Genomic DNA, 22970 nt, shown 5'->3' on the forward strand with positions numbered 1-22970 from the left:
ACTCACCTGTCTCATCAAGTACTTCACCTGTTTCTAATACGATAAATGTCTGGATAACCCCCTCTTTTTTTAACGCATTTCTTGCATTTCTAATTCCCCATGCAAGTTGTTTTTTTCCTAAATCACTTGTCGCATTCATCAAATATGGGGTAAGTGACCCCCCTGTTGCATACTTGTAAATTGGATCGATAATGTTTTCTAGTTCTGCATGTACGTCTTTGGAGATCGAGGTAAGGATGAGTTCGTTTATAGTACTTGCGCTTTTTGAAACGTTTTTGAAGGCAAGATATGATGAAATTGAAACACTTGTTACCGTAGCAATTATTGCTACCAATACTAAGGATAGTATGAGTTTAAATTGTAGTTTCATTTAACCACCTCCGAAAGTATGTATTCTCTTACATTTTCAAAATCTTCTCCAAAATATCTATCACCATTCATTTCGATATTAATATTTGAAAGAAAATCTTCAATCATTTTAGAGGACTTTAATGGACGCCTAAATTCCAAAGCAACCCTAACTAACATTGTCTCAATTGATATTAAATCTACTACATTTGTATAAATTTTTCTTAACTTCCTTGCAGAAGTTGCTCCCATACTTACATGATCTTCTTGGTATGCAGATGTTGGAATCGTATCACATGATGCAGGATGAGATAAAACTTTATTTTCATTACATATTGCAGCAGCCGCATATTGCCAAATCATATAACCAGAGTTAAGTCCCTCTTTTCCAGATGCAAGAAATGCAGGTAATCCCCTATTAACTAGTGGGTTTACCAATCTATCAATTCTTCTTTCGATCATATTACCTAAATCAGTTAACGCTATAGATAAATAATCACAAACTAATGCAACTGGTTCACCATGGAAATTTCCACCACTAATTATTTCCTCATCAAATATTAACGGATTATCCGTTGCCGCATTAATTTCATTTTCAGCAACTTTTTTGGCAAATTCAAGAGTATCATACACTGCACCATAAACCTGAGGAATAGCTCTAAGTGTGTATGCATCTTGGACATTAGAACATTTGATGTGTGATTCTCTTAATTTACTCTTATTAAGATATTTTCTCAGTAATTCGGCAATATAAATTTGGCCTTTATGATTTCTTACTCTTTGCAATCTATCATCAAATGCGACTGGTGTCCCAAGTAAAACATCTGTTGATGCTGCTGCAATTAAAGTTGCAATTTCTATTAATCTAAACATATCTCTGACAACAAGTGAAAGTATCGCTGTCATAAATTGCGTGCCATTTAATAAACTTAAGCCTTCTTTTTCTTTTAAAGTCAATGGTGTTATATTTTTTTCTTTCAATATTTCTCTTGTTTCAACTTTCTTGCCATTCTTTAAAACATATCCTTCACCAATTAGTGCCATTGAAATATGTGATAATGGTGCCAAATCACCACTTGCACCAACACTCCCCTTCTCCGGCACATATGGTACAACATCTTTATTCAAAAACTCTACTAATTTTTCTATTACCGACACTCTTACCCCTGAAAAACCTTTTGCTAATGAATTAGCCCTCAACAACATCATCGCACGAACGATATCATAGTTCAGTGGCTCACCGATACCTGCTGAATGAGATAACACAATATTTTTTTGTAAATCCTCTAATTCTTCTTTTGAAATTCTTACATTAACCAATGCACCAAAACCTGTATTCACACCGTAAACTGGTTTGTTTTTTTCTAAAATTTCTTCAACTTTTTTTCTAGAAAGTTCAACATTTTTTTTGGCCTTATCATCAAGCAAAACTTGTTCATATTTTCTCGATACTTTATGAACATCCTCAACGGTTAAGCTATTTCCGTTAATATATATCAAAAAAATCCCCCCTCTAATATTATCTATGACAAATATATCACAATAAAAATTTTAATCAAATACCAATTCTTATCTTTTTTATAAATCAGATACAGATATCTTATTTATTTCATCATTTTCTAAATATCTTGCAATAACATAAAGTAAATCTGAAATCCTATTAATATACGCCAATAACTGTAATCTTACATTTTCGACTTTTGACAGTCTAACAATGTATCTTTCGCCTCTTCTTGCAATTGTTCTACAAACATCAAGTAATGCACTTTCCTTTTTAGCACCCGGTATTACAAAAGAGCTTATATTTAATTTCTTTTCGTAATTTTCTACATATTTTGTTACTCTATCAACATCTCTTTTGTCAATAAGCTCAATAAATTTTTCACCTTTTGCTAATTCAGTAGCTATTCTAAACAAATCCTTTTGAATTTCTTCAATTATAGTTTTTTCATTCACATCCAAACCAATTTTTGCCAATCCAAGAAATGATACCAGCTCATCTATCGTTCCATATGCTTCTACTCTGATATTATCTTTGTCTACTCTCTCACCATTTGCCAAAAATGTCTTTCCATCATCACCCATTTTTGTACTTATCATTATTTATCCCCTCCTAAAATTACTCTTTTAAAAAATTCTAATTCTTTGATAATAATATCTATATTTACATCCTGCATTAAAAATGATTTTAAAATAGATAAAGGTATTAATTCCAAAACATTATTTACATTCTTTAAACTATTAAAAAAACACTTTTTTTGTATATCAATACTAATATTCATATTTAATTTCTCCACTTCATTCCAAAAACTCTGAAAAAGAGCATAATCACTCTTAAATTTTACCTTATAAATTAAAGTATTATCTGAGTTAATTATGTAGCCTAACTTTTCTACAATTCTCAACAATCTAGAAAAAATTATTAAATCAAGGTATTTCTCCGCATTCTTTACAGAAAATACGTTAGGATGCTCTATTAAAAAATCCATATTTAAATTTATAATAATTTCATTTTTTTCAAAAGAATTTTCTATTTTTAATACCTCTCTTTCACAGTTTACTTTCTTTTTAAATAATTCTTTTGAAACGAAATTTCTAATCTTAAATAATTCAAAATTTTCATCATTAAATTCAATGAAAATATCGATATTTGAATCTTTTTCCTTACATTTATATATATTAAAATTTATATCATTAAACTCTTCACTGCCAATATAAATACACTCACTTAAATTCCAGTCAAAATAGCTGTTACAAACAATATATCGTTTTTCAACTATAATTGGTACTAGATAATCAAACACTTCCTTTATCGAAAAGAAAGAATCAATGTATAAAATCACACCTAATCCCCCTTAAAAATTTTTTTTAGTTCTTTAATATCATCCTTAAAATCATCTTTGTTTTCGCAATTTTCAATTATATTTTTCAAGATTTTTAATGCTTTAACCGTCTTTTTTAGCTTTCTTTCAGGTTCCCTTTCAAAACGTTTTAAGTAAAAAAAGAAATAGTAAATAATAAACAAAGAAACTGGGACAAATACAAAATACAACATTATATGATGTGCTGGATAAGCAGAATAAACCAAAAAATTCAAGTCTTTTTTTTCAACTATTTTAAATAAAACTTTTTTCCCGTTATAATAAGTAATATTACCTTTAACATCAGGAAACATTTCATTAAAACTTACAGAAAAATTGTTACTATTAACTATCTTTTTATCATTAGTAAAAAATACAAAATAAGATGTTATTTTAGGAATTGTATAAAAAGCATTATCTTTTACATAAATAAGATTTGAAGTTTCACCAAACTTTACAATTGAAATCCCCTCTGAAAGATTTTCCACTTTAAAAACCTTCCCCATATAGTATATTTTATTTCTTTCTACTACATAACCTTCTGGTTGTCTGTTTGAAATTATATTTGCAATCAAATTTTCATAATTTTCATAATCAAAATCAGCAATTTTTTCATACTCATTTAGTTGAAATTTTGAGTAAGACAAATCCATTTTAAACATTAAATAAGGCAAAACCATAAAAAAAATAACAAAAAAAATAACGGGTAACTTCCTCATCCTATCATTCCTTTACTTTTGCCATTATTAAAAGATCAACATAATTTCCATCTAAATTCACAGCTTTTTTCTTTCTACCTTCGATTTTATATCCAAGTTTAATATAAAGATTAATTGCAATTAAATTACTCTCAATTACTTCCAATTGAATTCTTTTTACTCCATTCTTAAAAACCCACTCTTCTGCAATCTGAATAAGCTTTTTACCAATACCCATTCCTCTAAATTCCCGTAAAACAGATATTCCATATTCAGCAACATGTCTCATACGTTTTCTTTCATGAATCATTATATCAATTTCACCTATAATTTTGTTTTCTAACTTAGCGATAAAAATCTTTCTTAACTCATTTTCAATGTAGAATTCTACATATTTCTTAAAAGATTTAAAATCCATCAATTCTTCTAGAGAAGTTACTAAAAATTTTGTTTCGCTTAAAACACTTTTTCTAAATTCATATAACTTATTAATTTCATTAAAAAAAATTTCCTTAAAAACAAAATCAAAATTCAACGTTAAACTCCTCCAATATTTTGTTATTGAGATCTATAACCTTTATATTTAAATCATCATTAAGTTCCAACAAAACGAAATGATATTCTTTATAAAACGATACAAGATATTCATTATCAATCACTTTCCCATAAAGTGATGCACCAGCACCTCCGGTAATAATATAATGAGTATTATTAACATAAAAATGTTGATAATTATGCTCATGCCCAGAAATAACAATTTTAATACCTTTATCAGCAACAATTTTATCTAATTTTGACAAATCCAATCTATCTTTCCAATGTGGTCCAACTGTATAAATTGGATAATGCAAAAAGACTATGCTTCTCTCATTTCCATAATTTTCTAAAAATTCTAAATAACCTTTCGTATACGGATCCAAAAAAATAAGTCTATATTTCTTAAAATCTGCATAATAATTGTACAATCCAAAATACTTTTTATAATAAACATCAGGATTCTCGTGATTGCCTTTTACTAATTGGAAATAAGAATTTTTTCTCAAGTTTTTTGTTATTTTAAAAAAAGTATTCCACTCCTCTTTCCTATCTCCTCTATTTACCATATCCCCCAAATGAACTACGACAGTTGGATTATAAGAAGAAATCAACTCTACAATTTTTATATGAACTTTATTTCCAAAACGTGAATCACCGTATACAGCTACCAAATTTGTTGTGTTAGGAAAAAACTCTCCATCACACAACTTACACATATCATTTTCTTCATACAAATAATAAAAAACATTAGAGAATAAAAACATTGGAACAAAAATAAATAAAAATACCATCTTCTTTAACATTAATCTGCACTTCCAGAATTTTTTCTAATTTCAACAATATCAAAATCTATATCCATTTTTAAACTATCTAACATTTTTAAAATGTCCTCTTTAAAATAATCGGTTGTAACAATCCTTAAAATTCCACCTTCGTATTTTCTTATATTAACCATATTATCTTGCGCTTCTAAAATGTAACTCAAATAATGTACATCATTCTTATCAATATTCAATAAAATATCAATCTCCATATTTATCCTCCTTTTTAGTCATAAATGGACATTTACTTATTATCTTATTATTCTTTAAAAACTCATCAAAATGCTTTAAAAACAATGGCTTTTCCTGCGGGCACTCATTCATAAACTTTGCAAATAAAACAAACTTTTCAGCGACTTCATCCCCCAAATCAAAATATATCTTAAAACATGCTTCTTGTGCTTTTAAAGGTTCTATTTTCAAGAATTCTATCAAAAATCTTCTAAATGCTTGAATGTTTTTATTTTCCTTCAAAGCTATGTTTTTGCCTTCCTCAGTTAAAGTTATAGCTCCTCTTTTTTCATAATAAATCAAACCTTTTTTTGCCAATGAATTTAAAGTCTGCTTCGCAGAAGGCATTTTAACTCCTGCATAATCCGATACTTTCTTTAATCTTGTCCAGCCCATTGAGTTTAAAGTAAGATATACAATCAAAAGATATTTTCTTTCTGCTTTAGTTAAATTACGGTGACTTGACAAAAAAATCCCTCCACATAAGTTTATTCTAATTGTATTTTAACACATCATTCCAATTCAAGATACTTTTGAAGAAGTTTAAGTGTTGCTTCAATTGCATCGACATGAGTTCTTTCATAGCCATGTGACGCATAAATCCCAGGACCAATTAATCCATGTTTTACGTTATATCCCGCACGCACTGCAGCACTTGCATCAGAACTATAATACGGATATATATCAACAGTAAAATTTACCTTTGATAGTTCAGCAGCTCTTATCAATTTACCAACTACATCATAATCATATGGTCCACTTGAATCTTTGGCACAAACTGAAACTGAATAGACATCTGAATCTAAATCATCTCCCACTGCTCCCATATCTACAGCAATAACTTCTGTTACGTCATCTGGAATTCCAGAAGATGCTCCATGACCAACTTCCTCATAACTTGTAAACATAATATAGATCTTTCTTTTTGGTTCTATAGTAAAATCTCTTATTACCTTTGCCAAAGTTAGCAAAATACCTGCTCCTGCTTTATCATCTAAAAATCTACTTTTTAAAAATCCAGTTCTTGTTAAAACAGTTCTTGGCTCAAATGCTATATAATCACCTGGCCTTATTCCAAGGTTTTCCACATCTTCCTTGCTATAAACTTTCTGATCTAAAACAACTTCCACGTTATTTTCATTTCTTTCAATAGTTCCAGTATCATTATAAACGTGGACTGAAGGATGTATGTTATAAATTGTACCAGTATATGCTTTGTTATCTCTTGTGAAAACTATACAATTTTCATTTTCAATATGCGAAAAAGGATACCCACCAATTCTTGTTAACTTTAATCTACCATTTGGTTTTATTGATCTAACCATAGCACCAAGTGTATCAACGTGCGCCATAAGTAATATTGCATTGCTATCCCCATGACCTAAATCTACAATTAAGCTTTTTTTATTAGTATATTCATATCTAAAACCTAATTTTCTAACTTCATTAATCAAATAATTCATTATCCTATTTGTAAAACCAGTAGGACTTGGAATCTCACACAAATCAATAATTTTACCGATTGCTTCTTGAACGTACGACATTTATATCCCTCCCAATTTATAATTTTTCAAAATTTTCTTCAAATAATCTTGCGTATAAAAAGAACTAAATTCCATAAATTCAATAGAATTTTTATCGGAAAAAGTTAGGTAAAAAACCTTATTTGAAATTTTTTTTATCTCACTTAAACTATTTAAATTAATTAATTCAAAATAACTCAATTCTTTGTTATTAACCATATAATAAGGCACATCTAAAATTTTAAAATCACCTTTGAATGTTATACCTAAATCCACTTCGCCTTTCTCAATTAACTTCATACATTCCCCAATTGTTAAAACTTCAACGTATTCAATCTTATGATTATACTCTTTTGAAAAATCTTCTAAAATTTTTGGAATAATTCCCGCAAAAGTATCTTGATATTTTTGACAAATAACTGGGATCCTTACAACAGCCACCTTCAATTTTGAATGAATTTTAAAAGAGAGTAAGTAAACAAATGTAGTCAACAAAGCTCCAAGCATTGCTTCGGTAATTGCCACATCTGGTGCTAAATATACAACGTAAATTGCAACCATCAAAACACTCAGTACCGTTCTATATAAAAAAGAATTAAATACTTTTTTAGAAAAAAACACAAAAATAGTTACCAAAACCGCAAAAAAAGATAAAACATACTGCATCATTATCTTTTATCCTTTCTAACAAAAGAAATTGAAATAAAATAAGTTACTGCAGGCATTCCTATTAACATAATTAAAAGTGCAACTAAAATCTTTTCAATTTGAAAACCGCGTATTAATAAACCTATTAATATCAAAATCCCTCCACCAGTATCTCCCGCGCTCAAATAGTGTAGTTTTTTAAACATGTTTTTATTAAACAACGCAAAAATATTCCCAATTAACATCAAAAAAGCACCAAAAATTATTATCATCAATCACTCCTTGAAAGAAATGAAGTAATAGCAAATGCTCCACCTATTGAAATCAAAACATAAAAAATTGCAACATCTACTATTATTGGCAAATCACTATAATATGAATATACCAACAACAAAATTGATATCTTAGTAGAAATAGAAAGAAGAGGAATCAATTTTTCATAAACATTCTTAAAATATCCAATCCCAATTATCGAAATAAATAATGAAATCAATATTAACAATATTGCTACCATCTCAATCACCTAATTTATGAATATAAAGGAATCTGTCATCGTGATCAAAAGCTATTGTCTTTGGTGTTAATGTTATATACAATATCTTTATTAACATCTCAAAATCATCTTTATATTCCTCAAATTCGATTTTTTCATTTTTAATAAAGAAAACCAAAATTGATTCATACAAAGTTTTGGGAATATACTTTAAAAGTAAAAACACCAATTTAGAAAAATTTAAAACATTTTGTTTGAAAATTTCATATACTATTATTGAAACAAAAAGATTTAGAAAAAAATATTCTTTCCCCGAAAATACACTCAAGAACAAAGTACCTAAAATAATATTAATTAAATGTACCATTCTTCTTTTAATGGCCTCCTCATTAAATCCAACATAGATAGCCTTGGATTTTTATTTGCGTATAGTATTTTAAACACTTCACTAGAAATAGGCATATCTATACCTCTCTTTAAGGAAAGCTCAACAACAGCTTTCACAGTATACATACCCTCTGCAACCATTTTGGTATTTTTCATTACCTCTTCAAGTGTTTGACCTTTTGCTATTAACTCTCCCAAAAGTCTATTTCTACTATGTCTACTATTACATGTGACCATCAAATCTCCTACGCCTGAAAGTCCAAAAAAAGTTTTTTCCTGTGCTCCAAAGATTTTTCCAAACTTTATCATTTCATATAAAGCACGTGTCATTAGTGCCGCTTTTGAATTATCCCACCCACCTAATCCATCTAAAACTCCTGCGGCAATTGCCATAACATTCTTCAAAGCACCAGAAATCTCTATCCCAACCACATCATCAGAGGTATACACTCTAAAATAATCATTACTGAACAATATTTGTAATTCTTCAACATTTTCACCGGCGATTGTTACAGCTGTAGGTATATTTTCAGCTACTTCTTCAGCATGTGATGGTCCTGAAAGAACGGTATAGGGTATACTAACAAAATCTCTTATAATTTCCGAAACTCGTTTTAAAGTCTTTATCTCTAAACCCTTTGATAAGTTAACGATTCCTTTAACATTATCCCAATACTTAATCTTACTTAAATTTTCCCTTATAAATTGCACAGGTATAGCTATAACAAGATAGTCCGAAAAATCCACAACTTCTTGTATGTTATCTGAAGCATTAAATTTTGGTCTAATCCCATTTAAATAACTTATCTTTTTTAAAACATTTATTTCAAATACTACTTCCTTTCTTCTAGCCCAAACCAATACATCTTGTCCATTATCAACCAACAAATTTGCAAAAGCACATCCCCAACTTCCTGCACCAATTACTCCAAATTTCACTCGAGCACCTCCATAATCTTTTTTACGGACCACTTTACAGCAGGTGTTCTATACGGGTTTGATTCACTATCTAATTTTAATACCCACTTCATCTTCTCCTTAGGGTATAAAACTAAAAAGTAATGTTGCGTAAATTCATCATCAGAAGATATAATTTTAAATATATAAGCATCTCCATTTACTTCCTTATAAACATTTTTAACCACAAAAATCTTATTATCTTCCTTAAAAACTTGTCCCTTTAATTCCAATACCTTTTGTTCTGTTATTTTTCCCACAGCATGTGGCATATCATCCTCACTCCTCAACAAACGTGTTATCTTTCCCTTTTTGATTTTCCAAACCTTTAATCTAAAAATATCTCTATTAAATCTTATCCATTTTTTCTCATATCTGGTTAAAAATTCACGTTTAGGGTTTTTTTCGATATCATTTACTTTAAAGTATCCGCTCTCCTTTGCATTTTCGTATGCTTCAATTGCGTACCACTCTTGATCAGTAACAAGTTCAAATTCCCCATTGTATTTTAAAACTACTGACAATACATTGAAAAAATCCTTAATTATTATTCTTCTATGTGCCTGTGAATTTTTATACCAAGGAACAGGAAAATTCATTATCAACTTATCAATAGAATCGTCGCTAAAAAATTCTCTCACACCAAACCTTGCATCACAGAGAATTAATTTTGCATTTTTTATACCATTTCGTTTTAATTTTCTTTGTGCTTTCACCATAGATGTAATTGAAAGCTCAAATCCAATATAATTAATATTCTTATTCTTACTAGTATAGTAAGCCGCATATTCCCCATTCCCAAAACCAAGTTCCACATGAATTGGACCATAATTTCCAAAAATTTCATCCCAATTTAAAGGAAACTTATTTAAAAATTGAGGTTTCAACTCAAATTCCGGATATATCATCTGAGACCTCCTACTCTTTCAATAAAATACTTTGCATGCTTGCTATAAGTACTATTTGGAAATCTTTCTATAAAATCTTTAAATAACAAGTAAGATTTTTCAAAATCACCTATCTGATAATAATTTAAAGCTCTATAATAATATGTATCATCTAAGAAATAAATATTCTTCACATTCAAAGAAACAGCTTTATCTATTACAAATTCCAAAATATTAATCGACATTAAATAATTTTTCTGTCTATAATATTCATATCCCATTAACCATAAAAAACGTAAGGTTTCAATATTTTTTGGATTTAACCTTTCAAATAGTTCAACACTTTTTGTTTCTTTATCTTTGGAATTTTCAAGTACTTTTAAGTTTTCTTCAACTTCAGAAAGTTTTAAAATAAGATTTTTAGAACTTTCCTGTTGTAATGTTTTTATTTCCTCCAAGATTTTAGAGACTGTTTCATTCGAGGAAATAATCTCATTTTTTACTTCATTACTTGATTCCAAAATTTTTGTATTCAATTTTTCAAAATTAACTTCAATTTTTGAATTTATTTTATCTAAAGAATTTTTTAATGAAAATATAGTCGGATTAAACAATGAGATAATTGTAAAAATCAATATAATAATCAAAGTTCCCATAATAAATATGTTAATATTTTGTGGTTTTTTTTCTTGGAGTTCTAAATCTAAATTTGGTTCGAAATTTAATAAAATACCTTTCAAATATCTTATAAGCTCTTTATCATTATTTCTAATTGCTTTTTCTAATTCAAGTCTTATCACTTGAACAACTTCTGGATACTCACTTTTTATTGAATTATAATCTATATTTTTATCAAGTTCATTATAAATTTTTTCTACTGCATTTTCTAAATCACCAATCTGTATCTCTCCCGTTTTAAGTGCAATGCCATAAAAAAATTTCTCTTCATAACTCAAACTTTCAAATATCTTTCTTGCATTTTCTAAATCACCTGAAAAAACAGCATATTCAAATTTTAAAAATGGATATTCTCTTTCAACTATTTGTATTATACTTTCCGCTAACTGGTATTTCCCCTCTTTCATAATTTTTCTAATAAATCTTACAAGATTGTCATTCACTTTATCACCTCCGTAATAGCTTTTGGTAAATAATCAAGAATTTCACTAACGAAATTACGCCCCTCGTATTTATACATCTCAGCAGCAAGTCCCATTGTATAAATTCCTGTAAGTACTCCATTTAATACCTCATGGTTCTGTGCAACAAATCCTGCTATAACTCCACTTAATATATCTCCACTTCCACCTTTTGACAAAGAGGAATTTCCCGTTAAATTGAAATAAATACTTTCTCCATCCGAAATTATAGTCGTAACATCTTTTAAAGCAATTACTAAATTATATCTTTCTGCAGCTTCTTTTACTAGTTTATAATTATATTTTACTTCAGATATTTTCATTTCCATAAATTTTGCAAATTCACCTGGATGAGGTGTTATTACAACTTTTTCTTTAAATAAAATTTCATCTTTAAATCTTGAAAGATAGTATATACCATCTGCATCAACTATTATCGGTACATTTACATTTTCAAAAACTTTCTTTACAAATTCACTTATTTCTTCTCTTCTTCCCAATCCAGGTCCAATTACAACAACTGTATTTGGATCAAGCACCTTTTCTATCTCATACAAACTATTTTCAGTAAAATCTATTGTAATAGGAATAATTCCAGGCTCATAATTTACCGCATTAACTACAACTTTATTATTACCTGCAATATACACCCTTCCAACACCAGCCCTTAAAGCCCCTAACACAGATAATAAAGGCGCACCTATATAATTTTCAGAACCACCAATAACAATAACTTTTCCATAAGTCGATTTATTACTTTCCTTTAATCTTTTTGGAACCTCAAAATAACTTTTCGTTAAAAGTAATTTATCACATGGGTAAATAGCCCCCAAAATCTTCGGTATACCAATTTTAACTACTTTTAACTTTCCAGTAAGTGCTCTTCCAGGAAATAAAAAATGGCCAACTTTTGGGTATTCAAAAGTAACTGTTAAATCTGCCTTAATTGCCGTTCCCAAAACTCTTGCAGTATCAGCCGAAACACCTGTTGGTATATCAACTGAAACCGTAAATTTTGAATATAAATTTATATAATCAATAATTTCTGCATAAATTCCTTCCACTATTTTTGATAATCCAGTACCAAAAATAGCATCTATTACCACATCACTGTTTCCCAATAATTTAGGCACTTCCAAAATATTCTCCTTTGAAATTTTTATTACCTCTCCGCCAAACGATTTATAAACTTCAAAATTCTTTTTTGCCTCTTCTGTAACAAAATCATCTATAAAAACTACTTTTACTGCTTCTGTATAATTTAACAGTTCTCTTGCAATTACAAGACCATCTCCTCCATTATTTCCAGGTCCACAAAACACTAAATAACTGTATTTTGATAATTTTTCCAATTCATTCCATAAAACTTCTACTGTTGACACTCCAGCTCTTTCCATTAAAATCAAACTATCTATTCCAAAATCGTTTATAGCCTTTTTTTCTAATTCCTTCATTTCTTTAGATGACACTATTCTCAAATCAATCACCTCGATATAAAAATTTATAAATATAATACGCAGTATAGACTTTCTTTAAGTATCTTTTACCAGCACTTTCTTTAACCTCTTTTGATGCATGTGGGCCTGTATTATAACCAATTAAAGCATCCGCTAAATTACCGTTAAGTTCATACAGATACTCAAGATATTTTATTCCCAATTGTATATTATCCTTTGGAACATAAAGATTGTAATTTTTATCAAACTTTTTATTAATCCACTCAGAAGTTTGTGGCATTACCTGCATTAAACCATAGGCACCAAGCGGAGAAACAGCATCTTTTATAAAACTACTCTCAACTTTTATAATGCTTAATATCAAGAGCTTATCAAAAATTGTTTCTGGAAAATATTCAGTATATTTATACGGAAAATTTTTAAATAACCAAAACAAAAAAAATAAACAAATTACTGAAACAAAAAACATAAATATTCTCAAATTAAACACCTCAAAAATATTTTAACATAAAAAAATACAATAAATATCCAGAAATTGAAATAAATGGTCCAAATGGTATTATTTTTTTCTTTCTAATCAATGAAAATAACAAACCCAAAACAGACGAAAGGAGTAAATGATAAATTGAAAATGGTAGGCTTAGCAAAAATGAAAAAGGGACAATTAAGTAGATATCGCCTTCTCCTAATTCATCTTTATAAAATTTCTTCAAGAGTAAAAATATACTCAACATTAAAGTTAGAGAAATTATTCTTAAATACCAAAAATACTGATTTCTAATTAAATCCAAAATTGCTGAAATCCATAACAAAACCCAAGTAAAATCTGGTATCATCAAAATTTTCATATCAACATAAACCACTACAACAACTGAAAAAATCATTATATCTAAAATTAAACTTTCAAATCTTGTGAAAAATACACTATGTACTAAAAACATAATACCTGTAAAAAGCTCAACAAAGAAGTACCTGAAAGGTATTTTAACTCCACAATTCCTACACCTTCCACCCAATAAAATATAACTTAAAAGTGGTATGTTATCATACCACTTAATTTCCACTTTGCAATAAGGGCAAAAAGAACGTGGAGGATCGTTAACCTTTAATCCCTCCACGCTTCTATATAATATTACATTTAAAAAACTCCCGAATATCACTCCCAAAACAAAATTTACGAAATACCACACAATTGTTTCTCCTTATTTGTTAAATATTTATCAAAAATTTCCTTTTTACCAAACAAGTACCAAAAATCATTTTGTTTTAGCTCCTCATAAAATTTTCTGGCTTTTTCAGTTTTACCTAATTTTATATATGGAACTATCAATAAAGCTTTGAGATGTAATGATTCAATAGATTCATCTATCATTGGTTCAATAGCTTTTACAATTTCTTCGTACTTTCCATATTTCATTTTTATTTTAGCCCAAATTTCCATTCCATTTGGATCGCTTGGCTTGGAATTTAAAATTTCCTGCTCTACAATCTCTGCTTCCTTTTCTTTTCCAATCTCTCTGTATATTTGTGAAAGTTCATACATTGCAATTACATTATCATTATCAATTTCAATTAATCTATTTAAAATTTCAATTGCCTTCTCATAATTTTTGGATCTAGTATATGCATCTGCAATCATAAAATAAGTAAAAATATCATTTGGTGAATATTCTATCTCTTTCAACCAATAACCAATCGCCTTATCATATTCTCCTTTATTGTAATACACTTCACCAAGAGTAGAATACGCCTGAACAAGCCAAGGATCAACTTCAATAGCTCTATTTAAAAATTTTATTCCCTCATCAAAATTCCCCTGTTCAATTAATATAGTTCCCAAAAATTCGTATGCAGGAGCAAAATTTTTATCAATCTTAAGTGCAAATTCTAAAATATTTTTCGCATCACCAAGTAAATCCTTATCAGCATACTCTATTGCAAGTTCATATAATCCATCAACCGTACCATGCTCAAACTTATCAGGATGTATATTTCTTTTATTTAAAAATGCAATAATCTCTGACCAAATAATTGGACCATAAAATGCTTCACCTAAAATAGTGATATTTTTTTCAATAAATTCCAAATCTTCAATTTCATTTACAAATTCGGTAAAATCCTTCTTCATGTTATACCAATCTCCACCATAAAACAAATCTCTCAACATTATAAAGAAAGGAGTCTCATCTGTTAAAATTAATGTTTTATCTTTTACCATCATTTCTACCTTCATAATTATCACCTCCAAAAATCTTGTTACTTTCTATTTACATTATAACACAACATGTAAAATTCGAAAACTATATTTTAGAACTAAAAAAGTTACAAATTAGTCAAATAAGATGGTAATTGAAGATAATTACTAATAATCTCAGGAGGTGAAAAACATGAAAAAAAGTTTAGTTGTAGTATTCTTTGTCACTTTGTCAATTTTAACATTGGGATTTGTAAACCAAAATTACGAAAGTCCTATTACAAATGTTGTAGAAGCGGCAGCTCCAGCCGTCGTTAAAATTGAAGCAACGGTTTACTCAACTTCGTATATTGATCCATTTATAGAAGATTTCTTTAAAAGATGGTTTGGAGATATACCAAAACAATATCAACAAAAAGGTACAAGTTTAGGTTCAGGATTTATTTTTGATAAAGAAGGATACATTTTAACAAACTTTCATGTTGTAGACGGTGCTGAAGATATAAAGGTAACTCTATTGGATGGTACAGAATTTAAAGCAAAATATATTGGTGGAGATAGAGAATTAGATATTGCCATACTTAAAATAACTCCAAAAAACAAAGAAATTCCAACTTTGGAATTTGGTAATTCCGATAAATTAAAAATTGGTGAATGGGCAATAGCAATTGGTAATCCTCTTGGATTCCAACACACTGTAACAGTAGGTGTTATTTCAGCAACAGGTAGGAAAATCCCCAAACCAGATAATAGCGGATACTACACAAATCTTATCCAAACTGATGCTGCGATTAACCCTGGAAATAGTGGAGGTCCATTATTAAATATTCACGGTCAAGTTATAGGAATTAATACCGCTATAATAGCCCCTTCTGAAGCAATGAATATTGGATTTGCAATACCGATTAATACTGCAAAAAGATTCATTGAAAGTATAATAAAAACTGGAAAGGCAGAAAAAGCATATTTAGGTGTATACATGCAAACTGTTACAAATGAACTTGCAAAGGCTCTTGGACTTAAAGTAAATAAAGGGGTATATATTTCACAAGTTATCGAAAATTCTCCAGCAGAAAAAGCAGGATTAAAAGAAGGAGATGTTATCACTGAAGTTGAAAATCTGTCTGTAACTACCGCTAGTGAACTTGCTTCAATTATCCATAATTATACACCAGGTTCAAAAATAAAGATAAAAATAAATAGAAAAGGAAAAGAAATTGAACTTGAAGTAGTCCTTGGAAAATCTGAAAATAAAAAAGAGACCATTGAAACGAAAGAATTCATAGGAATAACAGTTAAAGAAATTACAAATTCTGATAGAGAAGAATACCAAATACCAGAAAAAATTAAAGGAGTATTGGTTATAAACAGCAAAAACAATTTTATAAAAGAAGGAACAATAATATACAAAATTGCAATAAACGGAAAAGTTTATAATATTAAAAATTTAAACGATTGGAATGAAACAATTTCAAAGGTTAAAAAAGGTGACTATGTGGCTTTATTCTACTTTTATAAAGGTGCTACTGGTGTCTTTTCATTTGGTTACTGAAATCCTGGCTAAAAAGCCAGGATTTTTTTTTATCATCAAAAATCTTCGTAATTCTTTTTATTCCTTGACATTTCATAACAAAAAATGATAGAATTTAAATGTCAAATCTACTGGAAACGATTCCGAATGGAGGTTTTCAAAATGGGAGTTACTAAAAAGATAAAAGAAGATAAAAGGTTTAGAACTTCTAAAGGACTCATCAAAGAAAACTATTTAGATCACATCAATCTAACCCTTGGAAAAACACTTGAAAATGCAACATCATGGGACAAGTATAATGCACTTGCACTCTTGGTTAAAGACCAAGTAGTAGAAAAATGGTTGCAAACTCAAAAAAAATACTTTGAAAATCCTGATACCAAAAGAGTTTATTATTTCTCAATTGAATTCTTAATTGGTAGACTACTTTACAATAACCTATTAAACTTACAAATCTACGATGACGTAAAAAAAGCGATGCAAGATTTAAATCTAAAATTAGAAGAAATAGCCGAAATTGAGCCCGATGCAGGATTGGGAAATGGCGGACTTGGAAGACTTGCAGCGTGTTTTCTAGATTCTATTGCCACGCTTGGTATACCTGGATATGGTTACGGTATAAGGTACGAATATGGTATATTTAAACAAATAATCAAAGATGGTTTTCAAGTTGAACTACCAGATGATTGGCTCAAAAATGGGAATCCATGGGAAATCGAAAGAAAAGATAGAAGCGTAAAAATTAAATTCTTTGGAAAAACAGAGAGTTACAAAGACAAAGATGGAAATTTAAGATTTAGATGGGTAGATACATACGATATTTTAGCGGTTCCCTATGACACACCGATAATTGGATATGGAAATGAAGTTGCAAATACATTAAGACTTTGGTCTGCAAGGCCAATCAATGAATTTGATTTTGACAATTTTCAAAAAGGAAATTATATAAAATCCGTTGAATCTCAAGCAATTGCAAGTGCAATCTCCAAAGTGTTATATCCAAACGATGCTTTTTACGCAGGGAGAGAGCTAAGACTAAAACAAGAGTACTTCTTTGTTTCAGCCTCCATACAAGATATTATAAGAAGATTTAAAAAACAATTTGGAAACAATTTTGATATATTCCCAGATAAAAACGTAATCCAGCTAAATGATACACATCCAGCACTTGCTATTCCAGAATTAATGAGAATTTTAGTTGATGAAGAAAAATTATCTTGGGAAAAAGCATGGAAAATTACCACTAAAACTTTTGCATATACAAATCATACAGTTATGCCAGAAGCTTTGGAAAAATGGGAAGTACATCTTTTGGAAAGGCTGCTTCCAAGACATCTTGAGATTTTATACGAAATAAATGCAAGGTTTTTAGATAACGCAAATAAAATATTTAGTGGAAACATTGATAAAATAAGGAATGTTTCTATTTTTGAAGAAGGACATGTAAAGCAAGTCAGAATGGCTAATTTATCAATAGTTGGCTCTTTTTCAATTAATGGTGTATCTAAATTACACACAGAAATACTTAAAAACAGTGTTTTTAAAGATTTTTACGAAATATGGCCAAAAAAATTCAATAATAAAACCAATGGAATTACTCAAAGAAGATGGTTATTGCAATGCAATCCAAATCTTTCAAATCTAATTAATGAAACACTTGGAGATAATTGGATTATAAACCTAGACTATCTAAAAAATCTTGAAGCCTATGCAAATGACAAAAACTTTTTAGATAAGTTCTTTGAAGTAAAACAACATAACAAAAAACAACTTTCAAACTATATAAAAAAGGAATTAGGTATAAATGTAGATCCTGAATCTATCTTTGATGTACAAGTAAAAAGGCTCCACGAATATAAAAGACAGCTTCTCAATGTGATGCATATTATATATCTTTACCAGACTTTAAAAGAAAATCCAAATATTGATATCTATCCTAGAACATTTATCTTTGGCGCAAAAGCTGCACCAGGATATAGAATGGCAAAGTTGATAATAAAACTGATAAACAGTGTAGCAGACATAGTAAATAATGACAAAGAAATAAACGATAAAATAAAAGTTGTATTTATACCAAATTATAACGTATCCCTTGCAGAAATAATAATACCAGCCGCAAATGTAAGTGAACAAATATCAACTGCTGGAAAAGAAGCATCAGGTACTGGGAATATGAAATTTGCATTAAACGGGGCATTGACCATTGGAACACTTGATGGTGCAAATATCGAGATAAAAGAATGCGTTGGTGATGAAAATATCTTTATATTCGGATTAACTGCAGAACAAGTCCAAAAACTAAAAGAAAGTAGGCTTTACAATCCATATGACATATACTTGAGAAATGAAAATATTAGAAAAATACTAGATGCTATAAACAATGGATTCTTCAACAAAGAGAATCCTGACTTGTTTAAAGATATATTTCAAGCGTTATTATTTGGTTTAAATGGCTCACAAGCAGATGAATATATGCTACTTGCAGATTTTGACAGTTATAAAACTAGACATAAAGAAATAGACATAACATATAGAGATAAATATCTTTGGAATAAAAAAGCATTACTAAACGTTGCAAGAGTCGGCATTTTCTCAAGTGATAGAACGATAATGGAATACGCAAAGGATATTTGGAATGTGAAATAATAAAAATAAAGGCTCCTTAAAAGGAGCCTTTATTTTATCCCAATTGGTTGAACTGGTCCAAAATTTTTCAATGGCCAAATTCTCAATATAGGTCTTCCAATAACAGCTTCTTTGGGAACGAATCCAAAATATCTACTATCTAAGCTTTCCCTAGAATTATCTCCCATAAAAAAGTAGAAACCGTTTGGTATTTTTACAAAGACTTGCCCATTTTTTTTCCATATATAATCTTCAAAATTTATATTCTTTGGTTTTAAATATTTATCCACATATTCATAATACGGGATACCGTATTTCACTGGTTCCATTCCGCCAACTATACTAAAAACTATATTGGCAAATTTTGAACCTTTTTTCAAAGCAAGTTCATAGAGAAATTTCCTATATTCTGTTTGATTATTTCTCAATCTACTAGCCTTATCTAAATAATTCCAAAGTTCCGGATATTCAAAAACACCTTCAGGTAAGTAATTAACATCCCTTAAATTTTCTGGAATCTCTCCATTAACAAATAGTTTCCATTTACCATCAACTAACTTTAACGTAATAACATCGCCTTCTTTTGCCACAAGCCTTTTTACATATTTTACATGTCCTTTAAATTCCTTGGGGGAAAACAAATCCATAAATTTATCAAACGCTCTAAGCATCTGTTGAGCTCTCTCATCGCGGAAAGGCGTCCAAAATACTGTTATTTCACCTATTTCAGGTTCTCTCGCTTGAAAAGTTATTTTTTCAATAAAAAGGCGGTCCCCAATGTTAATAGTTGGTATCATAGAACCTGTGGGGACCATCATAGTTTCAAAAACAAACAGCCTAATAATTGTAGCTGCAACTATAGCATAAACAAGCGTAATAACTGTATCCTTAAAGATTTTTGAAGGTCTTTTTTTCATTTAAATTACCTTCTCTCCTTAATTTTCACCTTTCCGCGGATGTTTCTCAAGTAATATAGTTTTGCCCTTCTAACTTTACCACGCCTGACAACCTCAATTTTTTGAATTATTGGTGCATACAGTGGAAAGATTCTTTCAACACCTACACCATTAGCACCAATTCTCCTAACTGTAAATGTTTTTCCAATACCAGAACCTCTTAAAGAAATTACAATTCCCTCAAAAGCTTGTGTTCTTTCTTTGTTGCCTTCTTTAAATTTAACATATACTTTTACAGTATCTCCAGGTCTAAATTCTGGCACCTCTTTAATTTGATTCTTTTCAATAATTCTAATAAGGTTATCCATACTCATATAAATCCCTCCTTTATACATTCTCTCCTATTAACCTATCAAGTATTATTGCAACAGCAGCCCGCACAGAAAGATGATTAAAATCGGATTTTCCTCTTACAGGCTCTAATGCATAATCACATTGCTCTAAAATCTCATCTGGCATACCCCAACCAGTACCAAATAAAATTAAAATAGGTTTATCACTTCTCAAAATCATTTCTTTTCCTTCATCAAATGTTATAGTATTTTCGCGCCATTTGGCAGATGTAAACATGATGATAGGTTTCTCTTTTTCAATATTTTCTATATCTTCAATAACATCCTCATAATAACTCATTAACTTAACTAATGATAAGGCCTCTGAACGATTGGGATTGTACTCTTTTCCAAATCCCTCTCGCCAATATGCCAAAACTTTCTTTACTATATCTTGCTGGGCAGGTAAGTTATTCACAAGATAGTACTTTTTAATATTGTAAGTCCTACAAGTCCTTGCAATGTCATGTATATCTAAATTTGTAACAGCTGTAGATATAATCTTACCATCTCTTCCTAAAATTGGATAATGAATTAAAGCGAGATAAATTTTATCTAACACCATCAATCAACTCCCTAAACAACTCCAGCAACGCAACTTTATCAAGCTTATCAAATTCTTTATTAAAGAACAAATCCGGCCTTTTCTCCATAGTCTTTTTTAACGCCATTTTACGTCTCCAAATTTCTATTTTATTGTGGTCTCCACTTAGTAGAACTTCTGGAACCTTTAAACCATTTATTTCTCTCGGTCTTGTGTAATGTGGATGATCAAGTATTCCCGTATTAAAAGATTCTTGCTCAACCGAATCTTTATCTATGACTTCTGGAACAAATCTTGAAATTGCATCTGCAATGATCATAGCTGGTAGTTCCCCGCCAGTTAAAACATAATCACCTATTGAAATTTCTCTATCAACAAAACTCATTACTCTTTCGTCAATTCCCTCATACCTTCCACAAATTATAAGAACATTTTTTTCACAACTCAATTCTTTTACAATTTCGTTATTTAACGTTTCTCCCTGTGGCGAGGTTAAAATTGTATAAGGCTTTCCAAATTCTTTATTAAAATACTCAAAAAACCTAAAAAAAGGCTCGGGCTTCATAACCATTCCTGGCCCCCCACCAAAAGGGTAATCATCAACAACCTTATGTTTATCATTTGTAAAATCTCTAAGATTAAATATTTGGATATCTAAAATCTTATTCTCCACCGCTTTGGAGATTACTCCATATTTTTTTATTACACTTACCATCTCAGGAAAGATGGTTAAAATACTTATTTTCACCCTAACCACTCCGGAAGCCTGACAACTATCTTTCTATCTTTCTTGTCAATTAAAACAACATAGTCCTTAATAACAGGTATCATAAGTTCATTTTCGGTATCCTTATTTATTACAAGAACATCGTTACTACCCGTTTGTATAATCTCATCAACTTTTCCTATGTTCTTACCATTCTCATCAAAGACATTTAAACCTAAAATTTCGTAAAAATAATACTCATCATCTTTTAAAGATGGCAACATACTTTTTTCAATATAAAGTTTAGACCCCACAAATTTTTTAGCGTCATTCACAGAATCAATTCCCTTAATTTTCACAATGTAATAACCATTTGACAATACCATGTATGAGATTCTACCAAATAGAAACTTTTTTACCTTTTCGTTATATATAAAAACTTCATCTAAAGATTCAATAACTTCAGGTATATTAGTTAATGGTAACAACCTTAACTCTCCACCAAGCCCGTGCGTTTTCCCAAGTATTGCAACTGGGACTTTGTCTTTTAAAAGCTCATGGAGAGTCTTAATCATCTTACCACCTTCAAAATAAAATCATTTTCATCGGTTATTGAAGATAAAAGTATCTTAATTGACTTTATTGTTCTTCCATCCTTTCCAATAACCTGCCCAACATCTTCAGAATTTACCGATATTTCAAATATTCTTTTTCCATCCTCATTAAATTCCAAAACAACTACCTCTTCGGGATTTTTTACAATCCCCTTGAGTATGTACTCAAGGAGCTCTTTCATTGATTAGCCTCCTTCTTTTTTGCATTTTTTATTTCATCAACTTTTTTAAAGACCCCTGCCTTTCTCAAAAGGTTTCTTGCCGTTTGGCTTGGTTGTGCACCTTTTAAAATCCAATCAACTGCCTTATCTACATCAACATTTAAAACATAAGGGTCCTTAATAGGATCATAATATCCCAAACTTTCAATGTATGCACCATCTCTTCTTTTTCTTTGATCAACTACCACAATTCTGTAAAATGGTTGTTTCTTTTTACCCATACGTGTTAACCTAATCCTTACCACACTAAACACCTCCAT

Annotated in this window: 29 protein-coding genes and 1 pseudogene; 2 read left to right on the forward strand and 28 right to left on the reverse strand. The window is 29.6% G+C overall.

Annotated features, from left to right (window positions below; genetic code table 11):
- From XJ44_RS00300 to XJ44_RS00400, 21 genes and pseudogenes are all read right to left on the reverse strand, one after another.
- Positions 1–370, reverse strand: a pseudogene (locus tag XJ44_RS00300) (methyl-accepting chemotaxis protein); the annotation flags it as partial.
- Positions 367–1848 (reverse strand): histidine ammonia-lyase, encoded by a 1482-nt coding sequence (hutH, locus tag XJ44_RS00305; protein WP_075665098.1) that lies wholly within the window; start codon positions 1846–1848, stop codon positions 367–369. The gene hutH and the pseudogene XJ44_RS00300, both read right to left, overlap by 4 nt.
- 78 nt (positions 1849–1926) lie before the next feature.
- Positions 1927–2448, reverse strand: a complete 522-nt coding sequence (locus tag XJ44_RS00310; protein WP_075665099.1) for a cob(I)yrinic acid a,c-diamide adenosyltransferase — start codon at positions 2446–2448, stop codon at positions 1927–1929.
- Positions 2448–3191 (reverse strand): hypothetical protein, encoded by a 744-nt coding sequence (locus tag XJ44_RS00315; protein WP_075665100.1) that lies wholly within the window; start codon positions 3189–3191, stop codon positions 2448–2450. The genes XJ44_RS00310 and XJ44_RS00315 overlap by 1 nt, the downstream gene beginning before the upstream one ends.
- A gap of 2 nt (positions 3192–3193) precedes the next feature.
- Entirely contained in the window at positions 3194–3862 is a 669-nt protein-coding gene (locus XJ44_RS00320; RefSeq protein ID WP_158071816.1) for a hypothetical protein, read from the reverse strand.
- Positions 3863–3932: 70 nt separating this feature from the next.
- Complete coding sequence (locus XJ44_RS00325) at positions 3933–4442, reverse strand: GNAT family N-acetyltransferase (RefSeq protein ID WP_077197701.1); 510 nt, start codon at positions 4440–4442, stop codon at positions 3933–3935.
- Positions 4432–5247: a metallophosphoesterase family protein gene (locus XJ44_RS00330; protein ID WP_143608951.1), complete on the reverse strand. Its 816-nt coding sequence runs from the start codon at positions 5245–5247 to the stop codon at positions 4432–4434. Before XJ44_RS00330 ends, XJ44_RS00325 begins: the two co-directional genes overlap by 11 nt.
- Positions 5247–5477 carry a DUF4911 domain-containing protein gene (locus tag XJ44_RS00335; protein WP_077197702.1) on the reverse strand — a complete coding sequence of 77 codons (231 nt, stop codon included), beginning with the start codon at positions 5475–5477 and terminating at the stop codon, positions 5247–5249. Before XJ44_RS00335 ends, XJ44_RS00330 begins: the two co-directional genes overlap by 1 nt.
- Positions 5467–5964, reverse strand: coding sequence for a metal-dependent transcriptional regulator (locus tag XJ44_RS00340; protein WP_075665104.1), 498 nt, complete (start codon positions 5962–5964; stop codon positions 5467–5469). Before XJ44_RS00340 ends, XJ44_RS00335 begins: the two co-directional genes overlap by 11 nt.
- A 44-nt stretch (positions 5965–6008) precedes the next feature.
- A complete protein-coding gene (locus tag XJ44_RS00345) occupies positions 6009–7040 on the reverse strand; it encodes a M42 family metallopeptidase (RefSeq protein WP_075665105.1) in 1032 nt (343 codons plus the stop codon).
- Complete coding sequence (locus tag XJ44_RS00350; protein WP_077197703.1) at positions 7041–7688, reverse strand: Na(+)/H(+) antiporter subunit B; 648 nt, start codon at positions 7686–7688, stop codon at positions 7041–7043.
- Positions 7688–7939, reverse strand: a complete 252-nt coding sequence (locus XJ44_RS00355) for a monovalent cation/H(+) antiporter subunit G (protein ID WP_172799323.1) — start codon at positions 7937–7939, stop codon at positions 7688–7690. The genes XJ44_RS00350 and XJ44_RS00355 overlap by 1 nt, the downstream gene beginning before the upstream one ends.
- Positions 7939–8181: a hypothetical protein gene (locus XJ44_RS00360; RefSeq protein WP_075665108.1), complete on the reverse strand. Its 243-nt coding sequence runs from the start codon at positions 8179–8181 to the stop codon at positions 7939–7941. The genes XJ44_RS00355 and XJ44_RS00360 overlap by 1 nt, the downstream gene beginning before the upstream one ends.
- Position 8182: 1 nt before the next feature.
- Positions 8183–8527, reverse strand: coding sequence for a hypothetical protein (locus XJ44_RS00365; protein ID WP_075665109.1), 345 nt, complete (start codon positions 8525–8527; stop codon positions 8183–8185).
- Positions 8515–9486, reverse strand: coding sequence for an NAD(P)H-dependent glycerol-3-phosphate dehydrogenase (locus tag XJ44_RS00370; RefSeq protein ID WP_075665110.1), 972 nt, complete (start codon positions 9484–9486; stop codon positions 8515–8517). Before XJ44_RS00370 ends, XJ44_RS00365 begins: the two co-directional genes overlap by 13 nt.
- Positions 9483–10412, reverse strand: coding sequence for a tRNA (guanosine(46)-N7)-methyltransferase TrmB (gene trmB, locus XJ44_RS00375; protein ID WP_075665111.1), 930 nt, complete (start codon positions 10410–10412; stop codon positions 9483–9485). Before trmB ends, XJ44_RS00370 begins: the two co-directional genes overlap by 4 nt.
- Positions 10409–11512: a tetratricopeptide repeat protein gene (locus XJ44_RS00380; RefSeq protein ID WP_077197704.1), complete on the reverse strand. Its 1104-nt coding sequence runs from the start codon at positions 11510–11512 to the stop codon at positions 10409–10411. The genes trmB and XJ44_RS00380 overlap by 4 nt, the downstream gene beginning before the upstream one ends.
- Entirely contained in the window at positions 11509–12999 is a 1491-nt protein-coding gene (locus XJ44_RS00385; protein ID WP_233119488.1) for an NAD(P)H-hydrate dehydratase, read from the reverse strand. The genes XJ44_RS00380 and XJ44_RS00385 overlap by 4 nt, the downstream gene beginning before the upstream one ends.
- A gap of 10 nt (positions 13000–13009) precedes the next feature.
- Positions 13010–13423, reverse strand: a complete 414-nt coding sequence (locus XJ44_RS00390) for a lytic transglycosylase domain-containing protein (protein WP_233119485.1) — start codon at positions 13421–13423, stop codon at positions 13010–13012.
- 55 nt (positions 13424–13478) lie between these two features.
- Positions 13479–14177 carry a prepilin peptidase gene (locus XJ44_RS00395; protein ID WP_077197705.1) on the reverse strand — a complete coding sequence of 233 codons (699 nt, stop codon included), beginning with the start codon at positions 14175–14177 and terminating at the stop codon, positions 13479–13481.
- On the reverse strand, positions 14162–15220 hold the full coding sequence (locus tag XJ44_RS00400) for a tetratricopeptide repeat protein (RefSeq protein WP_077197706.1): 1059 nt from the start codon (positions 15218–15220) through the stop codon (positions 14162–14164). The genes XJ44_RS00395 and XJ44_RS00400 overlap by 16 nt, the downstream gene beginning before the upstream one ends.
- A 154-nt stretch (positions 15221–15374) precedes the next feature.
- Between XJ44_RS00400 and XJ44_RS00405 the strand changes: the two genes are divergently transcribed.
- Complete coding sequence (locus tag XJ44_RS00405; protein WP_077197707.1) at positions 15375–16733, forward strand: Do family serine endopeptidase; 1359 nt, start codon at positions 15375–15377, stop codon at positions 16731–16733.
- Positions 16734–16874: 141 nt separating this feature from the next.
- Complete coding sequence (locus XJ44_RS00410) at positions 16875–19358, forward strand: glycogen/starch/alpha-glucan phosphorylase (RefSeq protein WP_075665117.1); 2484 nt, start codon at positions 16875–16877, stop codon at positions 19356–19358.
- A 29-nt stretch (positions 19359–19387) separates the two neighbouring features.
- Here the strand turns inward: XJ44_RS00410 and lepB are convergent, their stop codons facing one another.
- Genes lepB through rpsP form a run of 7 tightly spaced genes read right to left on the reverse strand, consistent with a single transcriptional unit; the run spans position 19388 to position 22955 of the window.
- Positions 19388–20254: a signal peptidase I gene (lepB, locus tag XJ44_RS00415; protein WP_077197708.1), complete on the reverse strand. Its 867-nt coding sequence runs from the start codon at positions 20252–20254 to the stop codon at positions 19388–19390.
- A 5-nt stretch (positions 20255–20259) separates the two neighbouring features.
- On the reverse strand, positions 20260–20607 hold the full coding sequence (gene rplS / locus XJ44_RS00420; protein ID WP_075665119.1) for a 50S ribosomal protein L19: 348 nt from the start codon (positions 20605–20607) through the stop codon (positions 20260–20262).
- Between the two features lie 13 nt (positions 20608–20620).
- The gene (locus XJ44_RS00425; protein WP_075666661.1) at positions 20621–21187 is read right to left on the reverse strand and encodes an RNA methyltransferase; all 567 of its coding nucleotides are present in this window, start codon (positions 21185–21187) and stop codon (positions 20621–20623) included.
- Positions 21177–21917, reverse strand: a complete 741-nt coding sequence (gene trmD, locus XJ44_RS00430; RefSeq protein ID WP_075665120.1) for a tRNA (guanosine(37)-N1)-methyltransferase TrmD — start codon at positions 21915–21917, stop codon at positions 21177–21179. The genes XJ44_RS00425 and trmD overlap by 11 nt, the downstream gene beginning before the upstream one ends.
- Positions 21914–22450 carry a ribosome maturation factor RimM gene (gene rimM / locus XJ44_RS00435; protein WP_075665121.1) on the reverse strand — a complete coding sequence of 179 codons (537 nt, stop codon included), beginning with the start codon at positions 22448–22450 and terminating at the stop codon, positions 21914–21916. Before rimM ends, trmD begins: the two co-directional genes overlap by 4 nt.
- On the reverse strand, positions 22447–22671 hold the full coding sequence (locus tag XJ44_RS00440; protein ID WP_075665122.1) for a KH domain-containing protein: 225 nt from the start codon (positions 22669–22671) through the stop codon (positions 22447–22449). Before XJ44_RS00440 ends, rimM begins: the two co-directional genes overlap by 4 nt.
- Positions 22668–22955 (reverse strand): 30S ribosomal protein S16, encoded by a 288-nt coding sequence (rpsP, locus tag XJ44_RS00445; protein WP_077197709.1) that lies wholly within the window; start codon positions 22953–22955, stop codon positions 22668–22670. Before rpsP ends, XJ44_RS00440 begins: the two co-directional genes overlap by 4 nt.
- Between the last annotated feature and the right edge of the window lie 15 nt (positions 22956–22970).

This window comes from Thermosipho affectus (assembly GCF_001990485.1).
Lineage (GTDB): Bacteria > Thermotogota > Thermotogae > Thermotogales > Fervidobacteriaceae > Thermosipho > Thermosipho affectus.